This window comes from Rhodococcus sp. ACPA1, from assembly GCF_002300195.1.
Lineage (GTDB): Bacteria > Actinomycetota > Actinomycetes > Mycobacteriales > Mycobacteriaceae > Rhodococcus_F > Rhodococcus_F opacus.
The window spans coordinates 1,184,600-1,204,775 of the sequence record NZ_NSDX01000004.1 but is presented as its reverse complement, the minus strand read 5'-3'; the positions used below and the strand labels follow the sequence as shown (position 1 = coordinate 1,204,775).

At 66.6% G+C, this 20,176-nt stretch carries 18 protein-coding genes; 7 read left to right on the top strand and 11 right to left on the bottom strand.

The features are described from left to right. Positions 1-3: 3 nt before the first annotated feature. Positions 4-471 carry a histidine phosphatase family protein gene (locus tag CJ177_RS23530; RefSeq protein WP_095868711.1) on the bottom strand — a complete coding sequence of 156 codons (468 nt, stop codon included), beginning with the start codon at positions 469-471 and terminating at the stop codon, positions 4-6. A gap of 122 nt (positions 472-593) precedes the next feature. Continuing rightward, positions 594-1,871 (bottom strand): APC family permease, encoded by a 1,278-nt coding sequence (locus CJ177_RS23525; protein ID WP_179443268.1) that lies wholly within the window; start codon positions 1,869-1,871, stop codon positions 594-596. Positions 1,872-2,194: 323 nt separating this feature from the next. On the opposite strand from CJ177_RS23525, the gene CJ177_RS23520 reads away from it, so the two are divergent. From CJ177_RS23520 to CJ177_RS23500, 5 genes are all read left to right on the top strand, one after another. After that, complete coding sequence (locus CJ177_RS23520; RefSeq protein WP_005249899.1) at positions 2,195-2,521, top strand: hypothetical protein; 327 nt, start codon at positions 2,195-2,197, stop codon at positions 2,519-2,521. A 78-nt stretch (positions 2,522-2,599) separates the two neighbouring features. After that, a complete protein-coding gene (locus CJ177_RS23515; RefSeq protein ID WP_095868709.1) occupies positions 2,600-2,992 on the top strand; it encodes a helix-turn-helix transcriptional regulator in 393 nt (130 codons plus the stop codon). Then, positions 2,989-4,086 carry an ACR3 family arsenite efflux transporter gene (gene arsB / locus CJ177_RS23510; RefSeq protein WP_095868708.1) on the top strand — a complete coding sequence of 366 codons (1,098 nt, stop codon included), beginning with the start codon at positions 2,989-2,991 and terminating at the stop codon, positions 4,084-4,086. The genes CJ177_RS23515 and arsB overlap by 4 nt, the downstream gene beginning before the upstream one ends. Further along, a complete protein-coding gene (locus CJ177_RS23505) occupies positions 4,083-4,490 on the top strand; it encodes an arsenate reductase ArsC (RefSeq protein ID WP_061040776.1) in 408 nt (135 codons plus the stop codon). The genes arsB and CJ177_RS23505 overlap by 4 nt, the downstream gene beginning before the upstream one ends. A gap of 49 nt (positions 4,491-4,539) precedes the next feature. Then, positions 4,540-4,947 carry a hypothetical protein gene (locus tag CJ177_RS23500; protein ID WP_005249893.1) on the top strand — a complete coding sequence of 136 codons (408 nt, stop codon included), beginning with the start codon at positions 4,540-4,542 and terminating at the stop codon, positions 4,945-4,947. Between the two features lie 14 nt (positions 4,948-4,961). Here the strand turns inward: CJ177_RS23500 and CJ177_RS23495 are convergent, their stop codons facing one another. The 5 genes from CJ177_RS23495 to CJ177_RS23470 all read right to left on the bottom strand — a co-directional run bounded on the left by CJ177_RS23495 (position 4,962) and on the right by CJ177_RS23470 (position 10,256). Continuing rightward, a complete protein-coding gene (locus CJ177_RS23495; RefSeq protein WP_095868707.1) occupies positions 4,962-5,444 on the bottom strand; it encodes a nuclear transport factor 2 family protein in 483 nt (160 codons plus the stop codon). Positions 5,445-5,915: 471 nt separating this feature from the next. Continuing rightward, positions 5,916-7,034 (bottom strand): glycerate kinase, encoded by a 1,119-nt coding sequence (locus CJ177_RS23485; RefSeq protein ID WP_095868705.1) that lies wholly within the window; start codon positions 7,032-7,034, stop codon positions 5,916-5,918. Positions 7,035-7,039: 5 nt separating this feature from the next. Then, positions 7,040-7,912 (bottom strand): sugar phosphate isomerase/epimerase, encoded by an 873-nt coding sequence (locus CJ177_RS23480; RefSeq protein ID WP_095868704.1) that lies wholly within the window; start codon positions 7,910-7,912, stop codon positions 7,040-7,042. Beyond that, the gene (locus CJ177_RS23475) at positions 7,909-9,099 is read right to left on the bottom strand and encodes a dihydrodipicolinate synthase family protein (protein ID WP_257014649.1); all 1,191 of its coding nucleotides are present in this window, start codon (positions 9,097-9,099) and stop codon (positions 7,909-7,911) included. The genes CJ177_RS23480 and CJ177_RS23475 overlap by 4 nt, the downstream gene beginning before the upstream one ends. Next, complete coding sequence (locus tag CJ177_RS23470) at positions 9,096-10,256, bottom strand: Gfo/Idh/MocA family protein (protein ID WP_095868703.1); 1,161 nt, start codon at positions 10,254-10,256, stop codon at positions 9,096-9,098. The genes CJ177_RS23475 and CJ177_RS23470 overlap by 4 nt, the downstream gene beginning before the upstream one ends. Positions 10,257-10,482: 226 nt before the next feature. On the opposite strand from CJ177_RS23470, the gene CJ177_RS23465 reads away from it, so the two are divergent. After that, positions 10,483-11,517 (top strand): LacI family DNA-binding transcriptional regulator, encoded by a 1,035-nt coding sequence (locus CJ177_RS23465; protein WP_025433542.1) that lies wholly within the window; start codon positions 10,483-10,485, stop codon positions 11,515-11,517. Positions 11,518-11,564: 47 nt separating this feature from the next. On the opposite strand, the gene CJ177_RS23460 is transcribed toward CJ177_RS23465, so the two are convergent. After that, positions 11,565-12,404, bottom strand: coding sequence for a PmoA family protein (locus CJ177_RS23460; RefSeq protein ID WP_025433543.1), 840 nt, complete (start codon positions 12,402-12,404; stop codon positions 11,565-11,567). Beyond that, positions 12,397-13,563, bottom strand: a complete 1,167-nt coding sequence (locus CJ177_RS23455) for a Gfo/Idh/MocA family protein (protein WP_095868702.1) — start codon at positions 13,561-13,563, stop codon at positions 12,397-12,399. Before CJ177_RS23455 ends, CJ177_RS23460 begins: the two co-directional genes overlap by 8 nt. Before the next feature lie 553 nt (positions 13,564-14,116). Between CJ177_RS23455 and CJ177_RS23450 the strand changes: the two genes are divergently transcribed. Further along, positions 14,117-15,589: an MFS transporter gene (locus tag CJ177_RS23450; protein ID WP_037182371.1), complete on the top strand. Its 1,473-nt coding sequence runs from the start codon at positions 14,117-14,119 to the stop codon at positions 15,587-15,589. Positions 15,590-15,732: 143 nt separating this feature from the next. On the opposite strand, the gene CJ177_RS23445 is transcribed toward CJ177_RS23450, so the two are convergent. Together CJ177_RS23445 and CJ177_RS23440 are read right to left on the bottom strand one after the other, a co-directional pair. Beyond that, a complete protein-coding gene (locus CJ177_RS23445; RefSeq protein WP_257014647.1) occupies positions 15,733-16,683 on the bottom strand; it encodes a YncE family protein in 951 nt (316 codons plus the stop codon). Between the two features lie 155 nt (positions 16,684-16,838). Continuing rightward, positions 16,839-20,078, bottom strand: a complete 3,240-nt coding sequence (locus CJ177_RS23440) for a protein kinase (protein WP_095868700.1) — start codon at positions 20,076-20,078, stop codon at positions 16,839-16,841. Positions 20,079-20,176 lie beyond the last annotated feature (98 nt).

Genomic DNA, 20,176 nt, shown 5'->3' with positions numbered 1-20,176 from the left:
AGGTCAGCCGGTCGGAATCGGCGCGAGGTACCGCAGCGCCGGGGGCGGACCTGCACCGCAGTCGACGAACCACACGCCCCCTTTTGCGGTCGCCCCTGGGGGAGGGAGGCCCGGTATTCCGCGCGACTGCGCGAACTCGGCCAGCGCGTTGAGGATCTCCCCGTGGGTGCAGAAAACCGCCCGGTCGGCGTCGGGTCTGTGTAGCGCGGCGAACAGTTCGTCGGGGGGTGCGTCCGGTGCCAGCAGCGGTTCGTCGTGGATGGGCAGACCGCGCGCCTGCGCGAGCGGCAGCAGCGTCTGGCGACAACGGGTAGTGGGACTCGACAGCAGTGCCTCGATCTCGATGCCGCTCAGCGCCGCGACGAGGCCGTGGGCCTGCTCGTGCCCGAGCGGGCTCAGCGGACGCTCGACGTCGGGGCCGTGCCATTGCTTCTTGTCGCCCGCATGGGAATGCCGGACCAGGACGAACATTCTCACCTTCTCCCAGCGCTGGGATAGTCGTTGAAGACTCCCACGCGAGACGACTGCCCGAGGCGAATTGCCGTCGGAAGATTGTCGAAATGCTGTGCGGGGTGCCAGGCCATTCGCGACAGTCAGGTCCGGCGGGCCGAACGGATCCCGTAGATCACGGCCCCGACTCCGAGGACGATCACACCCGAGATCACCGAAGCCAGGGGGAGGAACGCGGCGAGAACGACACATCCGACGGCGCCGACGACGGCCACCAGCCGCGACCACGGTTTCGCGGACAGGGTCCAGGCCGATGCGTTGGCGATCAGGTAGTAGACCAGCACCGCGAACGAGGAGAACCCGATGACACCGCGCAGATCCGCTGTCGCGGCGAGAAGCGCCACCACCACGCCGACGGCCAACTCGGCCCGATAGGGCACCGCGAACCGGGGGTGGACGGCGTCGAGCAGACGTGGCAGGTTGCCGTCCCGTGCCATTGCGAACGTGGTCCGTGACACCCCCAGGATCAGGGCGAGCAGTGAGCCGAGCGCCGCGATCACCGCAGCCACCCGGACCACCGGTTCGAGGCCCCCGAACCCCACAGCGGCAACGGCCTGCGCGAGTGGATCCGTCGCGGCAGCGAGTGCGTCGGCGCCGAGCGCGTTCAAGACGGCGATCGCGACGCACAGGTACACGACGAGAGTGATCGCCAGAGCGATGGGGATCGCCCGGGCGATGGTCCGGGCCGGGTCCTTCACCTCCTCGCCGAGCGTGGCGATCCGGGCGTACCCGGCGAACGCGAAGAACAGGAGGCCGGCGGCCTGCAGGACTCCGGCCACGCCGTGACCCGCGGTGATCGCGAGCCCGTCGAAGCCGGTGTCGGAACCGGTCAGGCACACGACGACGACCACAGCGAGGACGGCGAGCACCACGAACACGATGACCCGGGTGACCAGCGCGGACTTCTGCACACCCAGGTAGTTCACCGCCGTGATGGCGGCGACGGCGACGACCGCGACGAGATGCGCGCGGCCGGGCCAGGCGTAGGCGCCGACGGTCAGGGCCATCGCGGCACACGACGCGGTCTTGCCGGCCACGAATCCCCAGCCCGCCAGATATCCGAAGAACGGTCCCAGGCGTTCGCGGCCGTAGACATAGGTTCCACCGGATTGCGGATACAGCGCCGCGAGCCGGGCCGAGGAGTGGGCATTGCAGTACGCGATCACCGCGGCCACGGCCAACCCGACGAGCAGGGCGCCTCCGGCGGCGGACGCGGCAGGCCCCAGCGCGGCGAAGATCCCCGCCCCGATCATCGACCCGAGGCCGATCATCACCGAGTCGAACACCCCCAACCGGCGGCGCAACTGTGGCGTCGCGGTCGGGTGCGCGTCGTTGCCTTCCGAAATCTCGTCACCGGTCATGCGTGGCAGTGTCCCCTCGGACGTACGGATATCGGGCACTCCAACGCTAGCGGTCGTCCGGAACTCACACGTGAACCCCTCGGGGTCACGTGGTTTCGGTGTGGCGGCACGCACGGGGTCACAACCAGTGCCTTTTCGGCCGCGGCGAGGGGGCGCGGACGTCGCAGTGGAAACACCGATAAGCCGCTCGAAGGGGTGATTTCCGCCAACGGCTCGGACCATAATTGTTTCATCGGGAAAACGGATACACCGAAATCATGCGTAACCCGAGAATCATCGACCGGTGAGAAGCCGGGCGACAATCGAATCAAAGGTGACATCAGATGAACACGTTCGCATTGCGCACGGCGATTACATCGGCCGCGATCGCCGCCTTTTTTGCGCTCGGTTCGGGCGTCGTGGCGGCGGCACCGGCATTTCATGGGGACCCGAGCACCCCCGGCACGCAGCTTCACGTCCACAACGACCACCCCATGGACAACAACAGTTACCAGTGTGGGGCGATCGGCGTCGGCGGCGCGGGAGTCGGATCGAATCCCCCTGGAGGCAGCGGGCAACTCAACGGCGTCTTCTTCGGCAGCGGCCCCGTCCAGGGTGGTTGCATCGGGAATGACGGGTCGGTGCATTTCCCGTCCGGACGTGCCGAGTAATACGCGGCGCTCGGCCTGATCCGCGCCCTGGCCGTCCTACGCGTTGCACCCTGATTCGACATCTGTCAATATCGACGTATGTCGAATCAGGAATCGTCGGACGGTGGCGCGTGTTGCTCGCCGCTCGCGCGTGAACCACTGACCGAGGACTGGGCCGGGGATCTGGCCCGGATGTTCAAGGCCCTCGGCGATCCGGTGCGCCTGCGCCTGCTGAGCCTGATCGCCAGCCACGCCGGTGGTGAGGCCTGCGTGTGCGACATCTCCGAGTCGTTCGACCTGTCGCAGCCGACGATCTCGCATCATCTGAAGGTGCTCCGCGCCGCCGGACTGCTGGACTGTGAGCGTCGTGGCACCTGGGTGTACTACTGGGTGATCCCGCCGGCACTGCAGCAGCTGTCTGCTGTGCTCCTGACCGAGAGTGGACCGGTCGTCCCGTCCGAGACCTGCACCTCCACGGAGGTTCCGGCATGAGCGAGGTCTCGACCACCGAACACCCGGCCGTCGTCGGCAAACTCTCCACCCTCGACCGGTTCCTGCCGGTGTGGATCGGCGTCGCCATGGTCGCCGGACTGCTCCTCGGCCGGATGATTCCCGGCCTGGGTGATGCCCTGTCCGCGGTGGAGATCGACGGCATCTCGTTGCCGATCGCCCTCGGCCTGCTGATCATGATGTACCCGGTGCTCGCCAAGGTCCGCTACGACCGACTCGACACCGTCACCGGCGACCGCAAACTGCTCATCGGATCATTAGTGCTGAACTGGGTGCTCGGTCCGGCGCTGATGTTCGCCCTGGCCTGGCTGCTGCTGCCGGATCTGCCGGAGTACCGCACCGGGCTGATCATCGTCGGCCTGGCCCGCTGCATCGCCATGGTCATCATCTGGAACGACCTCGCCTGCGGTGACCGCGAGGCCGCCGCCGTGCTGGTCGCGATCAACTCGGTGTTCCAGGTCATCATGTTCGCCGTGCTCGGCTGGTTCTACCTGTCCGTGCTGCCCGGCTGGCTCGGCCTCGAGCAGACCACCATCGACACCTCGCCGTGGCAGATCGCGAAGTCGGTGCTCATCTTCCTGGGCATCCCCCTGCTCGCCGGCTACCTCACCCGCCGCTTCGGCGAAAAAGCCAAGGGTCGTACCTGGTACGAAACCAAGTTCATCCCGAAGATCGGGCCCTGGGCGCTGTACGGCCTGCTGTTCACTATCGTGATCCTCTTCGCTCTCCAAGGTGAGCAGATCACCTCCCAGCCGTGGGACGTCGTCCGGATCGCGATCCCGCTTCTCGCCTATTTCGCAATCATGTGGGGCGGCGGCTACGCCCTCGGCGCGACCATGGGCCTCGGGTATGAGCGCACCACCACCCTGGCGTTCACCGCCGCGGGCAACAACTTCGAACTCGCCATCGCCGTGGCCATCGCCACCTACGGCGCCACTTCCGGGCAAGCCCTGGCCGGTGTCGTCGGACCGCTGATCGAGGTCCCCGTCCTCGTCGGACTCGTCTACGTGTCGCTCGCGCTCCGTTCCCGCTTCCGCGCGCAGTCCCCGTCCGCCACGAAAGGTTCACTCCCATGACGACGCCCAGTGTGTTGTTCGTCTGCGTCCACAACGCCGGCCGCTCCCAGATGGCCGCCGGATTCCTCACCCACCTCGCCGGAGATCGGATCGAGGTCCGCTCAGCCGGGTCCGCCCCGGCAGCAACCATCAACTCCGCCGCAGTCGAGGCCATGGCCGAGATCGGGATCGACATCTCCGACCAAACCCCGAAGATCCTCACCCCCGACACCGTCGAAACCTCCGACGTGGTCATCACCATGGGCTGCGGCGACGCCTGCCCCTACTTCCCCGGGGTCAGCTACCGGGATTGGGCACTCGACGATCCGGCAGGCAAGGGCATCGACGCGGTTCGTCCGATCCGCGACGAGATCCAGACGCGAGTCGAAGCCCTGATCGCCGAACTCGTCCCCGCCACCGCCTGAGACTGGAACCGGCGCCGAGTCGCCGGTCGAGTGACTAGGGTCGATCCGTATGACCGCACTCAACGCTGTCGGACGTGTCGGCGCCACCGTCCTTGCGACCCTCGCGATCTCCGGCTTCCTCGCATCGGGAACCGCGGCCGCCGCACCGAGCACGGTTCCGTTCCAGGTCGACCCCGTCATCCCGCTCGTCGACTTGCCCACACCCCGGCTTGCCGCAACCGTCGGCGAACAACCCGGCGTCGCCGTGTTGCACGTGCGCCGCACGCCGGGGGACGGAAACCCGCACTCCGCGGTCGTCCACTGGGTGAGTCTGGGCACGGGTGCGTCCGGATCCGCAGCGTTCCCGACGCTGGACGCTCAACCCGTCACCATTCGTCCGGGCTCGGGTCAGGTCCTCGCATTCGTCGACCCGCAGGCGATCGGAACACCGGGCTTCGGAACGTTCTTCGTTCCCTGACACCCGGGTGACGGTCAGATCGCGGTCTCCTGCGCCGACAGTGCCATCCACGTGCCGTTCTGCTTGACGAACACATCGGTGAAGCGTTCCCGGGCCAGCACATTGCCCGCCTCGGTGAGGGTGTTGACGCCGTGGATCACGGCGGTGTCACCGACGATGTCGACGGTCTGCTCGGTGGCATTCATCGTGAAGGCCACGGGAACGATGCTCGCGATCTCCTCGTCACGACCGAGGAGTTCGCCCTCACTCGTGATGTGCTTGAAATCGGGACTCAGAATCGACTCGATCGTGTCGCGGTCACCGGCGGTGATGGCCGTCAGCCACCTCGCTTCCTGAGCGAGAACCACGTCCTGCTCCTCGGTGGCGCTGCTCGATCCGATCGCCGAGATCGAGATTGACGCCGTCTCAGTCGTGTCGCCACCGCATCCGGCCAGTCCACCGGACACCAGCACCGCGACGACGACGCCGATCGCTTTTCGTGTCACACCGACGTTCATACCGTCTCCAGGTGGGCCGCGGGTTTCGGTCTCTCACCACACTGACACACGCCTACCCGCCCGCGGCGGAAAACTACGGAGTCGCCGTGCGGGTGCAGCCGCGTTCCCTCCTCTCTACTCGCTTCCAGCAGAACGATCGCATGTTTCGGTGGAGTTCCTGCGAAAGGTGCAGCTGCTCACTGCGATAGAAGTCGAGTGCGTGTCCCAGCCGTAGTTCGTACAGCTCGGGTGTCAGCCCGAACGTGACCATGATTTCTTCGGCGCTCGCGCCTCCGTAGGGATGCCACTTGGCTGCAAAGTTTACGAGGTCGAACGTTTCCCGACTGTGCGGTGTCGTCCGCACCGGGGAAGGGCACGTCGATGAAGGCTTCATGAAGATCCTTTGGTGGGCAGCTGGACACGGACATCGAACAGGCCGAACTACGGACGTCACTAGGACAGAATCGGATTCGGATCAGCGAAATCACCTGATCACGAACATCTTTCGGTGTTCGTCGTCGGAACTCCGCCTGCGACGGCAGCCCCGGCAGTAAAAAGCCAGCGTTTCGCGTCGCGTTGCGCAGCGTTGGATGATCCGGCGAGCGCCGTCAGTGAAACTGCAGGGTTGCCCATGCCGGGTGCGACCTGGCCGACGACGAGCTGTGTGCGCACGCCCGCGGTGGCGCAGATTTCCGTGATGTGGCCGACGAGTTTGCCGGTCAGCGACGTCGAATCCAGGCATCCCTCACCGGTGACGACAAGGTCGGCGTCGGCGAGGTGATCAGTCAGACCCGTGATGTCCGAGATTCGCGCGGCACCCGGCGTACAGCGCGCACCCCACGTCGCCAGGCCGAAACCGACTCCGCCGGCGGCTCCCGCGCCGGGCCGGCAGGGGTCGGCTCGCATCCCGGCTTCGTCGAGCGTCGTTTCCCAGTGGCGCAGGCCGTGATCCAAGGCCTCGACGTCGTCGGGACGTGCACCCTTCTGCGGGCCGAAGACGTACGCGGCACCCCGCTTTCCGTACAGCACGGCGCGGGTGTCGGTGAGGAGTTCGATCCCGCCGGGCGGCAGTGCGCGCAGTCGCGACGTGTCGACGTGCGCGATATCGAGCAAACCCCCCGCACCCTCACGTACCGGCGTCCCGCCGGCGTCGAGCATCCGCAATCCGAGGGCTCGCAGCGCCCCGGCGCCGCCATCGGTGGAGGCAGAGCCCCCGAGCGCGACCGTGATGCACCGAGCCCCGTGACAGAGCACATCGTCGATCACCTCGCCGAGGCCTCTGCTGGTTGCCCGGAGAGCGTCCAGCCGTCTCATGTGGGAGATGCCCGACGACCGCGCGAGTTCGACGAAGGCGTGGCGATGGGGATCCATCAACCACTTCGCATGCACCCGCCGACCGTCCGGGCCGGTCACATCCTGGGTTTCATGCCATTGGTATCGGGGTGAGGCAGCGGCGACTACGTCGAGTGTGCCTTCACCCCCGTCCGCTTGTGGGAGTACGACGAGCTCATCGCCCGCGCGCACCGAGCGCCACCCGGCGGCCAGTGCGTAGGCAACCTCGACGGATCCCAGGGAACCTTTGAACGAATCCGGCGCGAAGACGACCTTCATTCAGCTCACCTCAGCAGCGCCGGCCGAACGAGTTCGAGGTACCGGTCCTTCATCGTCTCGATGACCTGGTTCCCGTCAGTGGCCCAAATATCCTCGTTGAAGATTTCGACTTCGACGTCACCTCGGTAACCGGCATCGCGCACGCTGGCGCCGAGCACAGCGAAGTCGATGACGCCGTCACCCATCATGCCGCGGGAGAGCAGCGGGTCCGCGGCCATCGGGACCAGCCAGTCGCAAACCTGGTAGGAGCTGATGCGGCCTTGCTCACCGGCTGCCGCGATGCCTTGTTCCAGTTCCGGGTCCCACCAGATGTGGAAGCTGTCCACGACGACACCGACCGTGTCGGCGGGGTGCGGGGCCGCCAAATCCAAGGCTTGGCCGAGTGTCGAGATCACCGCGCGGTCGGCGCAGTACATCGGGTGCAGCGGTTCGAGGGCCATTCGCACGTTCCGCTCGGCGGCGTAGGGGACGAGTTCGGCGAGCCGGTCCTCGAGTCGCCGCCGGGCACCGGCCAGATCCCGGTCGGGGATGCCACCGGCGACCATGACCAACTCACGGGTGCCGAGTTCGGCGGCCTCGTCGATCGCCTGCCGGTTGGACTCCAGCGCGATTGCGGGGTCGCCCAGGTCGGTGAGAAACCCGCCGCGGCACAAGCTCGAGACGCGGATACCGGCGTCGCGCACGATTTTTGCTGCTTTCTCGACACCGGTTTCCTGCACCCGGTCGCGCCACAGACCGACGGCGCCGAGTCCGGCCGCGGCCGCGGCGTCCACTGCTTCGACCACCGTCCACGATTTGGTCGTCATCGTGTTCAGCGACAGTCCTGCATAGGGGTTGCCGGACTGAGTTTCGAGATGCTCGACAGCGGTCGAGGTCATGAGGTGACTCCGTTCAGCTCGAGGTAGAGGCGCATTCGGTGCGCCGCGATCGTGGGGTCGCTCAACAGGCCTGCCTGGTCGGCAAGGACGAAGAGGGTGGTCAGGTGTTCGACCGATCGCCCGGTGGTGAGGCCGCCCACCATCGAGAAGCCGGCTTGATTGCCGTTGAGCCAGGACAGGAATGCGATTCCGGTCTTGTAGTAGTAGGTCGGGGCGGCGAAGATGTGCCGGCCCAACTCGCGCGTCGAGTCGAGGATCTCCCGCGCGCGAATGGCGTTGCCCGCGTCGAGTTCCTGCAGTGCGGTCGAGGCGGCCGGGTAGATGCCGGCGAAGACGCCGAGCAAGGCATCGGAATGCCCGTGGTCGTCGCCGAGGATCAGTTCGGGATAGTTGAAGTCGTCGCCTGTGTAGAGACGCACGGCGGACGGGAGTGTTCGCCGTAGGGCGATCTCGTGCCCGGCGTCGAGCAGTGACACCTTGACACCGTCGATCTTGGAACTGTGACTCTCGATGAGACCGCTGAACACCTCTGTCGCGGTCGGGATGTGCTCGCTGCCCCAGTAGCCCTGTAAGGCGGGATCGAACATCGTGCCGAGCCAGTGGAGGATCACCGGCTGGTCGACCTCCGACAACAGGGTCTCGTACACCGCGAGGTAGTCGTCCGCCGAGGTGGTCACCTTCGCGAGGGCCCGCGACGCCATGAGGATGACCTGGGCACCGGCGCTGCGCACCACGTCGATCTGTTCCCGGTAGGCGTCGAGGATGACGGTGAGGCCTTGCTTGCCGGAGGGTATGTCGGCCAGTTCGAGTTGGTCGGTGCCCGCACCACAGGCCAGCCGGCCGCCGACTGCTGCGGCTTCGGCGCCGCTGCGCCGGATCAGTTCGGCGGTCGCCGGCCAGTCCAGGCCCATACCCCGTTGCGCGGTGTCCATTGCGTCGGCGACCCCGAGGCCGTAGGACCACAACTCGTGCCGGTACGCCAGCGTGGTCTCCCAGTCGAGTTCGGCCGGTGCTCCGGGCACGTTCGTTGCGAGAGCGCGGGGAACGACGTGCGCGGCCGCGTACGCAATCCGGGTCGTCAGCGGGGCCACCGGTCGCCGCCACGGTCCAGGTTCGCCGAGTTCGTAGTCGGTGAGGCGTCCGTCGCGCGGGAGGGTAACCGTCAGACGCGTCGCTGCGGCGGTCACAGGGTGATCTCCGGGATCTCCAGCCGACGGCCCTCCGCTGAGCTCCGGAGACCGAGCTCGGCGAGCTGCACTCCGCGGGCGGCCGACAGCAGGCCGAAACGGTGCCGGCGTTCGGCGACGACGTCCCGCAGGAACTCCTCCCATTGCAGTTTGAAGCCGTTGTCGAGATCGGCGTTCGCGGGCACGTCCAGCCACTGGTCACGGAACGATTCGGTAACGGGAAGGTCCGGGTTCCACACCGGTTTCGGTGTGTGTGCCCGCTGCTGGGCGACGCATTTGTTCAGCCCGGCCACGGCGGATCCATGGGTGCCATCGACCTGGAACTCGACCAGTTCGTCACGGTAGACCCGGACCGCCCAGGACGAGTTGATCTGGGCGATCACGCCACCTTCCATCTCGAAGATGCCGTAGGCCGCGTCATCGGCTGTCGCGTCGTAGGCATTGCGGTTCTCGTCCCAGCGAGTGGGGATGTGGGTCACTGCCTTCGCAGTGACTGATTCGACCTTGCCGAGAATGCCTTCCAATACGTAGTTCCAGTGGCAGAACATGTCCACCGTGATGCCGCCACCGTCCTCGGAACGGTAGTTCCAGCTCGGACGCTGGCCCGGCTGCCCGTCGCCTTCGAACACCCAGTATCCGAATTCTCCTCGCAGGGAGAGGATTCGACCGAAGAATCCTTCGTCGACCAGGCGGCGCAGCTTTACCAGCCCGGGGAGGTACAGCTTGTCGTGCACCACACCGGCATTCACGCCCGCGTTCTCGGCGATCCGGGCGAGTTCGATGGCCTCGGTCAGTGTCTCGGCTGTGGGCTTCTCGGTGAAGACATGCTTGCCGGCTTTCATCGCGGCCGTGAGCGCCTCGGCGCGGCGAGAAGTGACCTGCGCGTCGAAATAGATGTCGATTGTCGGGTCCGAAATCACCGCGGCCAGGTCGGTGGTCCACTGTCCGATGCCGTGCAGTTCGGCCAGTTCGGCCAGCTTGGCGGCGTTGCGGCCGACCAGGATCGGTTCGATGTCCACCCGGGTGCCGTCCTCGAGGACGAGACCCGAGTCGCGGAGCGGGAGGATGGACCGCACCAGATGCTGGCGATAGCCCATCCGGCCGGTGACGCCGTTCATGGCGATGCGCAGGGTACGGCGAGCAGAAGGTGTCGTCATGAGTTGCCTGTTCTCTGTTCGGGCGCCGACGGGAGATGCCCGTGCAAGCGGGTTCAGGTCGACGGGAATGGCGTTCTCGGTTGTCACCGCCGCGTTGTCTGGGGCGGAACCGCTTGGAATGCGCTTTCCACGGTAGGGTGTCAGTAGAGTTCAGTCAAGACATTGGCCCGGGCTTCTTCGCGGAACCCACCCGCGTCAGAACGCCAGGACGACAGAGGTGCGAAGAATGGTTGCAGTGAGATTGCAGGATGTGGCAATCCGGGCGGGGGTGTCGCAGGCGACCGCCTCGCGTGTGCTCAACGGTTCCACGCGGGTGCCGGGTGCAGGGGTGGCCGACCGCGTTCGGGCCGCCGCACGCGAACTGGGTTATGTGCCGAATGCGCAGGCACAGGCGTTGGCACGGTCGTCGAGCGGGCTACTGGGGCTGATCGTGCACGACATCGCCGACCCCTATTTCTCCTCGATCATGCGAGGCGTGCAGACTGCGGCCCGCGCTGCGAACAAGCAGGTACTGCTGGCGAGCACGGATCGCGACTTCGACATCGAGCGGGAGGCGGTCAGCACCTTCATCGCACACCGTGCCGATGCCATCGTGCTTGCCGGTTCACGGCAGAGCAGCGAACCCGACCAGGGTCTCGAAGCGGAGTTCGAACGTTACCGCGCGAACGGTGGCCGCATCGCGGTGGTCGGGCAGCCCGTTACCTTCGGCGCCGCCGTGGTGATCGAAAACTATTCATTCTCATTCGAATTGGCCGAGGCTCTGATCGCGCAGGGACACCGCCGTTTCGCGATTCTCGGGGGTCCTGGGAACAATCGCACGGCAGGTGATCGGCGTAACGGATTCGTCGACGCGCTCGGCCGCCACGGCATCACGCCCACGGTCGAAGTTGCCGGGGACTTCACCCGCGACGGCGGCTTCGAAGCCGCCAAAATCCTCGCCACAGCACTGGGCATAGCGCCGGGTAACGGCGACCCGATCTGCGTCTTCGCGGTCACCGACGTCATGGCGATCGGCGCAATCGCGGCATGGCGCGAATTGGATCTGAGTGTTCCCCACGACGTCTGTATCGCGGGTTTCGACGACATCCCGACACTGCGCGACCATGTTCCCAGCCTTTCCACCGTGGCGCTACCACTGGTCGCGATCGGCGAACTCGTCGTCAAACTTGCGCTGCACCCCGCGTCCACCAGCGACAATGCCTGCGAACGGGTACCCGGCGAGGTCATTCTGCGCGAGAGCAGCCGTCTCGGCGGTCCCTAGGCGCTCGGAAAGGGCTTACCGCATCCGTCCTGGGACCAATGCGCCTCTCACGCACCTGCGGTCCATTCGTTCGCGACGCTGTTGTCGAGAACACCGTCGGCGACGAGAGCGCGGAACCCCCGCGTAATCGTCCCGCCGGCCGGGAGCGTCAGCGGGTCCACAGCGGCCAGCTGCATCCCGACGGCGGGATAGTCCTCGACCCGGACGAACCAGGGGTCGGCCCGCGTGGCGTCATCGATACCCGCCACCACGATCGTGAAGTCCGCGGCGTGGTCGGTCCAGGCGATCCACGGTGCGACCGAACCGTGCACGCCGCGCTCGCCTTCTGCTCGGGCAGTACTTACGCCCACGTCCCCAGCCGGATGCGGGAGCCGCCAGAACAAACCGCCGTATCCTGCGCCGACACGGCCGTTGGTGGCCGGGCTGCCGAGCCGAACCGGCCGGTCTGCAGTGTTGGTGAGAGCGGTGACGACTTCGAGTTCCCAGCCCGTTTCGACGATGCGGGCACATATCTGGCGGTACTCGGCGAGCAGCTGCTCGCCGCGGGGGGTCAGCCACCGCAGCCTCTCCGCGAACCCGCTGTCGCCGAGTTCGGTGAAGTCGGCGTGCTCGATCCGGCCGTGGTCGTCGCGCCAGGTATATCCGTGCCCACGCAGGTACGACCTCCCGCCCCAGAAGTTCCAGCCGTCGACGTCCTGCAGCGCGACCGACACACCGAGGTGCCACCGGTGGTCCGGCTGTCGAGTCGCGGTCACCGGCGTGCCGCCGAGAGTGCGAACGGGGTGGAGGTGTGGGCGCGGTGCGAGGTCCGGGTCCAGCCCGAACCCGCTCACATAGTCGGCCACGGGTATGCCGCCGGCCCGTAGCGTGGCCAGGGTGTCAGTCACGCAGCACCGCCGCAGTCGGGTGGGCCCAGGGCAGGTCGAGCTCGGAGAACAGCGCGAGTTCGTCCGCTGCCCTCGCGACCGTCGCGTCGATTCCGGGCACGACGTAGCGCGGGTGCGGCCCCGACCGGTCGAGCGCGCGGTTCTCGGACGACACCTCGGCCGGTTCCGGGGCGAGTCGCACGGTCTCGACGACCTGCATGAAGGCTCGGGTGGCGGCGACCGGCGCGACCAGTGGTACGTCGGGATCTCGTACGTGGGCAACCAGGTTTTCCAGTAGGTCGGTGGCGGCGTGCTCGGTGGTCGTCACCCGACCCGCGCGCTCGAGTCGGACGCGGCCGGTCTCGTAGTGGAGCACGATGCGGCCGCGCGTGCCGTGCACGATGAGGTACGGCTCAGCTGCACGTTCGGCACACAGAGTGACGGCGACGGTGATCGTGGTGCCTCGCCGAGTCACCAAGCGCAGGCAGGAGGTGTCATCGGCTTCGATGGGGTTCGCCCGGAACAGCTCAACCTGTATCTCTCGCAAACCCTCCTCGCCGGTGGCGCCGTCGAGCGCCAGGGCGGTGGCAGTTGCGTGAGCGAATGGGTTCGTGAGCGCGCCGTCGACGATCTGCACGCCGTCGATGCTGCGGCGCCCCGCCCACGGGGCACGCGCGTAGTACGAGGCGTCGCGCTGCCACGCCCCGGCCGCTCCTATGCCGAGGACCTCGCCGATCACGCCGTCGGCCATGAGCGCGCGGGTGTAGGGGACTGCGTGCGACCCCAGGCTCTGGAACCCGATCTGACAGCTACGCCCGGTTACCGCCAGGCCGGCCGACAACCGCTCGAAGTCGGCGAGGGTGGGCGTCGGCGGCTTCTCCAGCAGCACATGGGAACCTGCAGTCGCGGCCGCGAGGCCCAGCTCGGCATGAGTGTGTATCGGAGTGCAGACGACCGTCACCTGAGGCCGGACTGCGTCGAGCAGATCGTCGAGACGGCTTTCCACCCGGACTTCGCCGGCCAGGTCGCGTTCCTCGCTTCCCAAGGGCTGGGGGTCGCAGATCCCGGCCAGGCGCATCGGTGCACCGCTGCGAATCAGTCGGTCGATATTCCGTAAATGCCAGCGGCCGTGTCCGTGCACGCCCACCAGCACGACAGGAATCGGAATTGGTACTGGCATCCTGGCATCCTCCACGAGGGTTGATCCTGTGTTGGTCGTAACCCCACCGTAGCGGGCCGATTCGATTTGGGAAAGCGCATGCCGAACGCGTGAATCGGCGATTTATGCAATTCCGGCCGGCGCGAACCAATAAACCCCCAGTTCAGCGCATATATCGAACCCATCACAGCGGCGAAGCCAAGTGACTGCCGCCACATTTTTCGTTGACAATGCTGCAGGGCGTGTGGTGCTCTGGGAAGCGCTTGCCGAACACCAACGACTCCACTTCGGAGAACGCCGCGCGTCGAGAGGTTGATCAAAGTGGCCAGCTCGAAGATGCGCGGTCCGCTTCCCATGGTGACGAGCGCCGGCCGCACGACCACCGGGCTGTGAGTGGCTGCGCCGCACCATGATCAGAACCTGTCCGACCAGGACATCTGGTCGCTGCCTGTGATCTCGACCAGCGGTCGCCCAGCACTCGCCGGACGCCCCGGCCAAATATCGGCGTCAAATCTCTGAAGAAACCCTGCCGCGACGGCCACCCGCCGTGGTACTGAAGAACCTAGGAGGAAAGATGCAACACGAGGTGCGCGGGGGTGCAGATACACCCAGCCCGACGGATGTCCGCAAGACGCCGAAAAAGGCAGCGGTGAGTGGCTGGGTCGGGAGTGCGCTGGAGTACTACGACTTCTTCATCTATGCGCAAGCCGCAGCGCTGGTCTTCCCGAAGATCTTCTTTCCCTCGGCGAGTCCCGCCGTGGCGCTGATCGCGTCATTGGCTACCTACGCGGTGGGGTATGTGGCACGGCCACTCGGAGCATTCCTTCTCGGTCAGTGGGGCGACAAGCACGGTCGAAAGAACGTACTGGTCGTCGCAATGCTGATGATGGGGATGTCGACCTTCGCCATTGCGCTACTGCCCACCTACGGCCAGATCGGAGTGCTGGCTCCCATCCTGCTGGTGATGCTGAGGCTGGTTCAAGGTTTCGCTGTCGCCGGCGAGCTCGGTGGTGCCAGCGCCATGATCGTGGAACACGCGCCGTTTGGCCGGCGCGGCTACTACGCAAGCTTCACCCTGCAGGGCACCCAGGCCGGACAAATCATCGCAGCCGCGATTTTCCTCCCGTTGTCCATGGCGTTACCCGCTGAGGCGTTCAACTCGTGGGGGTGGCGAATCCCGTTCCTACTCAGCTGCATCGTGGTGCTTGCCGGATATCTCATCCGGCGGCGAGTCGACGAGACACCGGCGTTCCTCACAGCCGAAGCGCACCACGAGGTCCCCAAGGCGCCGATCGTTCACGTTGTCCGCGAGAGCGGATGGAACATGGTGCGTGCAGTCTGCATGGCCCTCGCGAACGTCATCGGTGTCACCACGGCGGTCTTCGGTGCGGCATACGCCACGCAGCCGGGTTACGGCATCGAAATGAGCACGACGACGTACCTGTGGATCCCGGTGCTGGCCAACATCGCCGCAATAATCGTCATCCCATTCTTCGGTAATCTGTCCGACCGGATCGGGCGGCGACCACTGATGATCGTCGGCTCGCTCAGTTCCGGCCTGCTGTCGTACGCCTACATGTTCGCGATCAGTCAGAAGAACGTGGCGTTGACGGTCATCCTGGCGATTGTCATGTGGGGCATCCTGTACCAAATGTGGAACGCGACGTTCGTCAGCTTCTTCCAGGAGATGTTCCCGACCCGCACCCGCGTCACGGGATTCGCTGTCTCCCAGAACATCGGCCTCGTCATCATTGCCTTCCTCCCGACTGTGTTCGCGGCTGTCGCTCCGCCCGGTTCGGAGAACGTGCCGCTCATCGTCGGGAGTATTTCCTTCGCACTGGCGATCATCGCCGCGATCGCCGCCTGGTCCACCCGGGAGACGCACCGCGTCCACCTGAACCAGCTCGGCCTGCCGGACGCGGTTCCGGTCCCTCGCGAGGAATACGAAAGGCTCCGCACCGAGTCGATCGAGCAACCGAATGCAGGGCAGGACAGGCGGAAGGCAGCGGCAGGCAGCATCGAGGCTTCCTCCTCCCCGCATCGGTAGGTGACAGGTGCGGGGGCTCCTGACCGCCTCCCGCACTCTCCCGACGACAGCAACGAAGGACAACACAGATGAGCACAGCCGGCCAGCCGTTCTGCCTGTGCCTGAGGAGGCCGAAAATGACCGGGTGGGAGCAGCTGACACCGCTACCGCTCGATCACCGACACCGTATCGTCGGCGAGGTTGACGATGTAGGCGGTGTGGCTGGTCGGGTCGACGGCCACACCCTGCGGACCGCTCCCGACCGGGACGGTGTCGGTGACGGTGCGGGTCTCGGTGTCGATCACCGACACCGAATTGTCATCCATATCGGTGACATAGGCGGTATGCGTCGACGGGTCGACAGTTGCCCCGTAGGGTTGCGTTCCGACCTGGAGGGTGTCGGTGACGGTGAGGGTTTCGAGGTCGAGCACCGACACCGTACCGTCGTCTGCGTTCGGCACGAAGGCCGTCCGGGTCGAGGGATCCACCGCCACGTCGTGCGGGTTCCGGCCGGCAGCGACCGTATTTGTGACGGTGAGGGTTTCGGCGTCGATCACCGACACGACCCCGCCCGGCCCCGTTGTCGCGACGTACAGTGCATGGGTCGACGGATCGACGCCCATTCCCCCGGGTCGGTTCCCGACCGCGACGGTGGCCGACACGGTGCGGGTCTCGGTGTCGATGACGGACACCGACCCGTCCTCGACGTTGGCGACGTAGAGGGTGTGGGTCGACGGATCCACCTCGATGCCCTGGGGCACGGCACCGACGGGGATGGTGGCCGTGACAGCCCGGGATTCGATGTCGACCACCGACACCGCGCCCTCGGCCAGACTCGTCACGTACGCGGTGTGGGTGGACGGATCCACCGCCACCCCAGCCGGTGCCCGGCCCACCTCGATGGCGCTGATGCCGCCGTCGGCGTCGATCAGCGACAACAAGTCGTCACGGCTGCTGGTGACGTAGGCGGCGCCGGTGGACGGGTCCACCGTCACATCGAGGAGTGGTCCCTTCCCGACACTCACCGTGGCGGCGACGGTGGGTTTTCCCAACGGGGCGTCGTCGACGGCGGAATCGCTCCGCGACTGCCCGCACGCCGCCACAGTCAGGAGCATCGCGGCCACCGCAATCCAGGCCGCTCGCCTGCGTGGCCGATGAGCGCCGACCATTCCGTCCACGACTTCTCCCGTCGACTCGGATCACCCGTCGTCGCCATTCTGTCACCGCCGACGCCTCCGGACGCCGTTTCACGGGCGGCCGGTGGCCCTGATCAACCCTCGCTCTGGGATTCGACGACCCACACCGCGATCTGCGCACGTGAATTGAAACCCAGCTTCGTCAGGAGATGTTCCACGTGCCCCTGTGCGGTGCGGGGCGAGATCACCAGCCGTGCGGCGATCTCCTTGTTGGTCAGCCCCTCGGCGATCAGTGCGGCAACCTCACGCTCCCGCTTCGTCGGTGTGGGCGACGGGCCGGCGGACGTCGACGAGGGCGAAACCTGCTCGCCCAGAGCGTAGGCGACGGCCGCATCGAAACCGAGCGCCGCACCCTTCCTCTGGGCCGCGGCGAAGGCCTGCTCACTCATCGCCCGTCGGGTCTGGCGCTCGCACTCGTCTTGAAACACGCTCAGGCCGGGCACCAACACCGTCGAACTGCCCACCGATCGGGTGAACTCGTTTGCGGCGCCCATCAATACGGCCGCTCGCTGCATGTCCTGTCCCTCTGCGGCGATCCACGCGAGTGCCTGCAGGCACACACTGGCACTGAGTCGGTCGTTCACGCGACGGTCGACCTGGAGCGCCTGCCCGAGGAGCCGCACCGCCCGTTCTCTCTCCCCGAGCCGCCACACCGCGACGGCCAGCGCCCACAACGAGTACGACCGATAGACCGATTCGCCCTGCGCCTCGGTGATCGCGAGGACTCGCTCATGGCATTCGATGGCGCGTTCCGTGTCGTTCAAGAGGTCGTGCGTCATGCCGAGGCCGACGACTGCGGCCACCTCGTAGAGGTCGTTTCGTGCCGTGAACCCGTGGACGGCCTTCTCGAGATGTACGCGGGCGTCGGGAAGGCGCCCCGCGAACAGTGCCGCGTATCCGACCGCGTGTTCGGCGTGCGCACGCACCAGCGGGTCGGCCGTCCGAGCAGCGACCGCCTGCGCTTCCTCGGCCAGTGCGTCCGACACCGGAATGTCGCCCTGCACTCCGGCCAGCACACTGCCGGCGTAGAGCGCCTTGGCGCGATCGCCGGTAAGCTCGGCCGGCCGTCGAGCCAGGAGGCGACCGAGCCACCGCCGCCCCTCGCTGAACAAACCCCGGGACAGCCAGAACGGGTACAGAGCGGCAGCGATCCGCAGTCCGGATTCGGGACTGTCGGACACGCAGAAATCCAGCGCCTCACGGAAATTCGGTTGTTCGCGAGCCAGTCTGGAGATCAACGCCAGCTGCCGGGAACTGATCCATTCGGATTCCGCCTCGACCGCCAGCCGCTCACACCAGTCACGGTGCCGGCGGCGAAGCTCCGTGTAGCCGCCAGTCTCCTGCGCCTTTTCCCGCCCGTACGCACGCACGGTCTCGAGCATTCGGAACCGCACCGTGCTACTCGACTCTTCTCTCGTCAGGATCGACTTGTCGACGAGGAACGTCACCGTGTCGAGAAGGTCGTCTGCGCCGTCACCATCGCAGACCTGTTCCGCGGCCTCGAGTTCGAAACTGCCCGCGAACACCGAGAGCTGCGCCCACATCCGTTGTTCCACAGGAGTGCACAGGTCGTAACTCCAATCGATGCACATCCGCAACGTCTGCTGCCGCGACGGCGCGTCCCTGCTGCCGCGAGTGAGCAGCAGGTAGCGGTCGGTGAGGCGCTGCAGGATCTGGTCGGGCGTCATCGCGCGAAGCCGGGCCGCAGCCAGCTCGATCGGGAGCGGCAGCCCGTCCAGCCGCTGACAGATTCGGGCGATGGTGACCTTGTTCTCGTCGGTGAGCTCGAATCCCGGGACTGCGGTGGCGCCCCGTTCCGCGAACAGGGTGACCGCATCGTTGCGGGGCAGTCCCTTCGGCAGGTGATCGGGATCCGGGACGGGCAGCGGGGGGATCAGCAGCGCCGTTTCCCCACCGATCCCGAGCGGTTCGCGACTCGTCGCGAGAATTCGCAGCCGAGGGCACGCACGAAGCAGAATTTCGGCGAGCTTCGCGGCGGCGGCCACCACCTGCTCACAATTGTCCAGCACCAGCAACACTTCACGTGGTGCAAGGAACTCGACGAGCACCTCGTGCGAGGGTCGCGCCGACTGGTCGCGCAGCCCGAGTGCCGCGGCCACCCCGCCCGCCAACAGCGAATCGTCGAGCAGTTCAGCCAGTTCCACCAGCGTCACACCGTCGGAGAAGTTCCGTTGTGCCTTGGCGGCAGCACGCAGAGCAAGCCGGGTCTTTCCCACCCCGCCGATTCCGGTCAACGTCACCAGCCGCGACGTCGACAACAAGTTCGTCGCCTCGGCCAGTTCCGTGCGGCGGTCGACGAAACTGGTGAGCTCCAGCGGAAGTCCACCCGTTCGGCCCGAATCCGACGGTGACCACGAAGGCCGGACTGACGCTCCGCCCTGCACCGCACCCGGTTCCGCGTACATGGCCATCTCGTCGACCGGGAAGCCCTGATGAAGTTGTGACTCGCGCAGTTGACGACCAAGGTCCACGGCGGAGGGACGGGCCACGGGTTCGGCGGACATCGCACGTTCGATGACCGCGCTGACGTCGTCGGAGATGCCGTGTTCACGTGGGTTCGGAACCGGCTCGGACGTGATCCTCAGGAACTGCGCCATCAGTTGCTCACCGCTCCGGCGTTCGAACGCCGCATGGCCGGTGATCGCAGCGAACAAGGTGGCGCCGAGGCCGTACACGTCGGCGGCGGGACTCGGTGGCTCACCGGCCACCACCTCGGGGGCGGTGAACGCCGGCGAACCCGTCACGACGCCGGCGGTGGTTTCGAACCCGCCGGCGATGTGAGCGATGCCGAAATCCGTCAGCGCAGGTTCGCCGTAATCGGTGATCAGGATGTTCCCGGGCTTGACGTCGCGATGGAGGATCCCGAGGCGGTGCGCGGTCTCCAGGGCGCCGGCCATCTTCACCCCGAGTCGCAGCGCTTCGTCGAGTGGGAGCGGTCCGTGGCGGCGGATCCGCGCGTCGAGAGAACCCTGAGCGTGGTACGGCATCACGATGAAGGGACGCCCGTTCTCGGTGACACCGGCGTGGAGAACATTGACGATGTTGGGGTGACCGGTCAGGCGGCCGGCCGCGCGCTGTTCTCGCAGGAACCGTGCCCGGTTCTGCTCGTCGAGGTCGGCGGTGAGGACCTTCACCGCCACGGTGCGGTCGAGCGCCGCCTGGGTGCACCGGTACACGACCCCGAAACCGCCGCGGCCGATCTCCTGGGCGTCCTCGAATCCGGCCGCCGCCAACTCCGCCGTGACCGAACCGGACACGTCGCGTTGCGTCGCGAACGGATCGACGTCAGTCATCGACTACATCGATTCATCCCGCTCGAGGCACTGCCGACGAATGCCACACTGCTCACCTCTCGACGATGTACCCCAGGATATCGCCGCACGTCCCGGCC

What these genes read in the sequence shown, in the direction of transcription:
- CJ177_RS23530 (WP_095868711.1), bottom strand. Translation starts at nt 471, where the DNA reads ATGTTCGTCCTGGTCCGGCATTCCCATGCGGGCGACAAGAAGCAATGG.
- CJ177_RS23525 (WP_179443268.1), bottom strand. Translation starts at nt 1,871, where the DNA reads ATGACCGGTGACGAGATTTCGGAAGGCAACGACGCGCACCCGACCGCG.
- CJ177_RS23520 (WP_005249899.1), top strand. Translation starts at nt 2,195, where the DNA reads ATGAACACGTTCGCATTGCGCACGGCGATTACATCGGCCGCGATCGCC.
- CJ177_RS23515 (WP_095868709.1), top strand. Translation starts at nt 2,600, where the DNA reads ATGTCGAATCAGGAATCGTCGGACGGTGGCGCGTGTTGCTCGCCGCTC.
- arsB (WP_095868708.1), top strand. Translation starts at nt 2,989, where the DNA reads ATGAGCGAGGTCTCGACCACCGAACACCCGGCCGTCGTCGGCAAACTC.
- CJ177_RS23505 (WP_061040776.1), top strand. Translation starts at nt 4,083, where the DNA reads ATGACGACGCCCAGTGTGTTGTTCGTCTGCGTCCACAACGCCGGCCGC.
- CJ177_RS23500 (WP_005249893.1), top strand. Translation starts at nt 4,540, where the DNA reads ATGACCGCACTCAACGCTGTCGGACGTGTCGGCGCCACCGTCCTTGCG.
- CJ177_RS23495 (WP_095868707.1), bottom strand. Translation starts at nt 5,444, where the DNA reads ATGAACGTCGGTGTGACACGAAAAGCGATCGGCGTCGTCGTCGCGGTG.
- CJ177_RS23485 (WP_095868705.1), bottom strand. Translation starts at nt 7,034, where the DNA reads ATGAAGGTCGTCTTCGCGCCGGATTCGTTCAAAGGTTCCCTGGGATCC.
- CJ177_RS23480 (WP_095868704.1), bottom strand. Translation starts at nt 7,912, where the DNA reads ATGACCTCGACCGCTGTCGAGCATCTCGAAACTCAGTCCGGCAACCCC.
- CJ177_RS23470 (WP_095868703.1), bottom strand. Translation starts at nt 10,256, where the DNA reads ATGACGACACCTTCTGCTCGCCGTACCCTGCGCATCGCCATGAACGGC.
- CJ177_RS23465 (WP_025433542.1), top strand. Translation starts at nt 10,483, where the DNA reads ATGGTTGCAGTGAGATTGCAGGATGTGGCAATCCGGGCGGGGGTGTCG.
- CJ177_RS23455 (WP_095868702.1), bottom strand. Translation starts at nt 13,563, where the DNA reads ATGCCAGTACCAATTCCGATTCCTGTCGTGCTGGTGGGCGTGCACGGA.
- CJ177_RS23450 (WP_037182371.1), top strand. Translation starts at nt 14,117, where the DNA reads ATGCAACACGAGGTGCGCGGGGGTGCAGATACACCCAGCCCGACGGAT.
- CJ177_RS23445 (WP_257014647.1), bottom strand. Translation starts at nt 16,683, where the DNA reads ATGCTCCTGACTGTGGCGGCGTGCGGGCAGTCGCGGAGCGATTCCGCC.
- CJ177_RS23440 (WP_095868700.1), bottom strand. Translation starts at nt 20,078, where the DNA reads ATGACTGACGTCGATCCGTTCGCGACGCAACGCGACGTGTCCGGTTCG.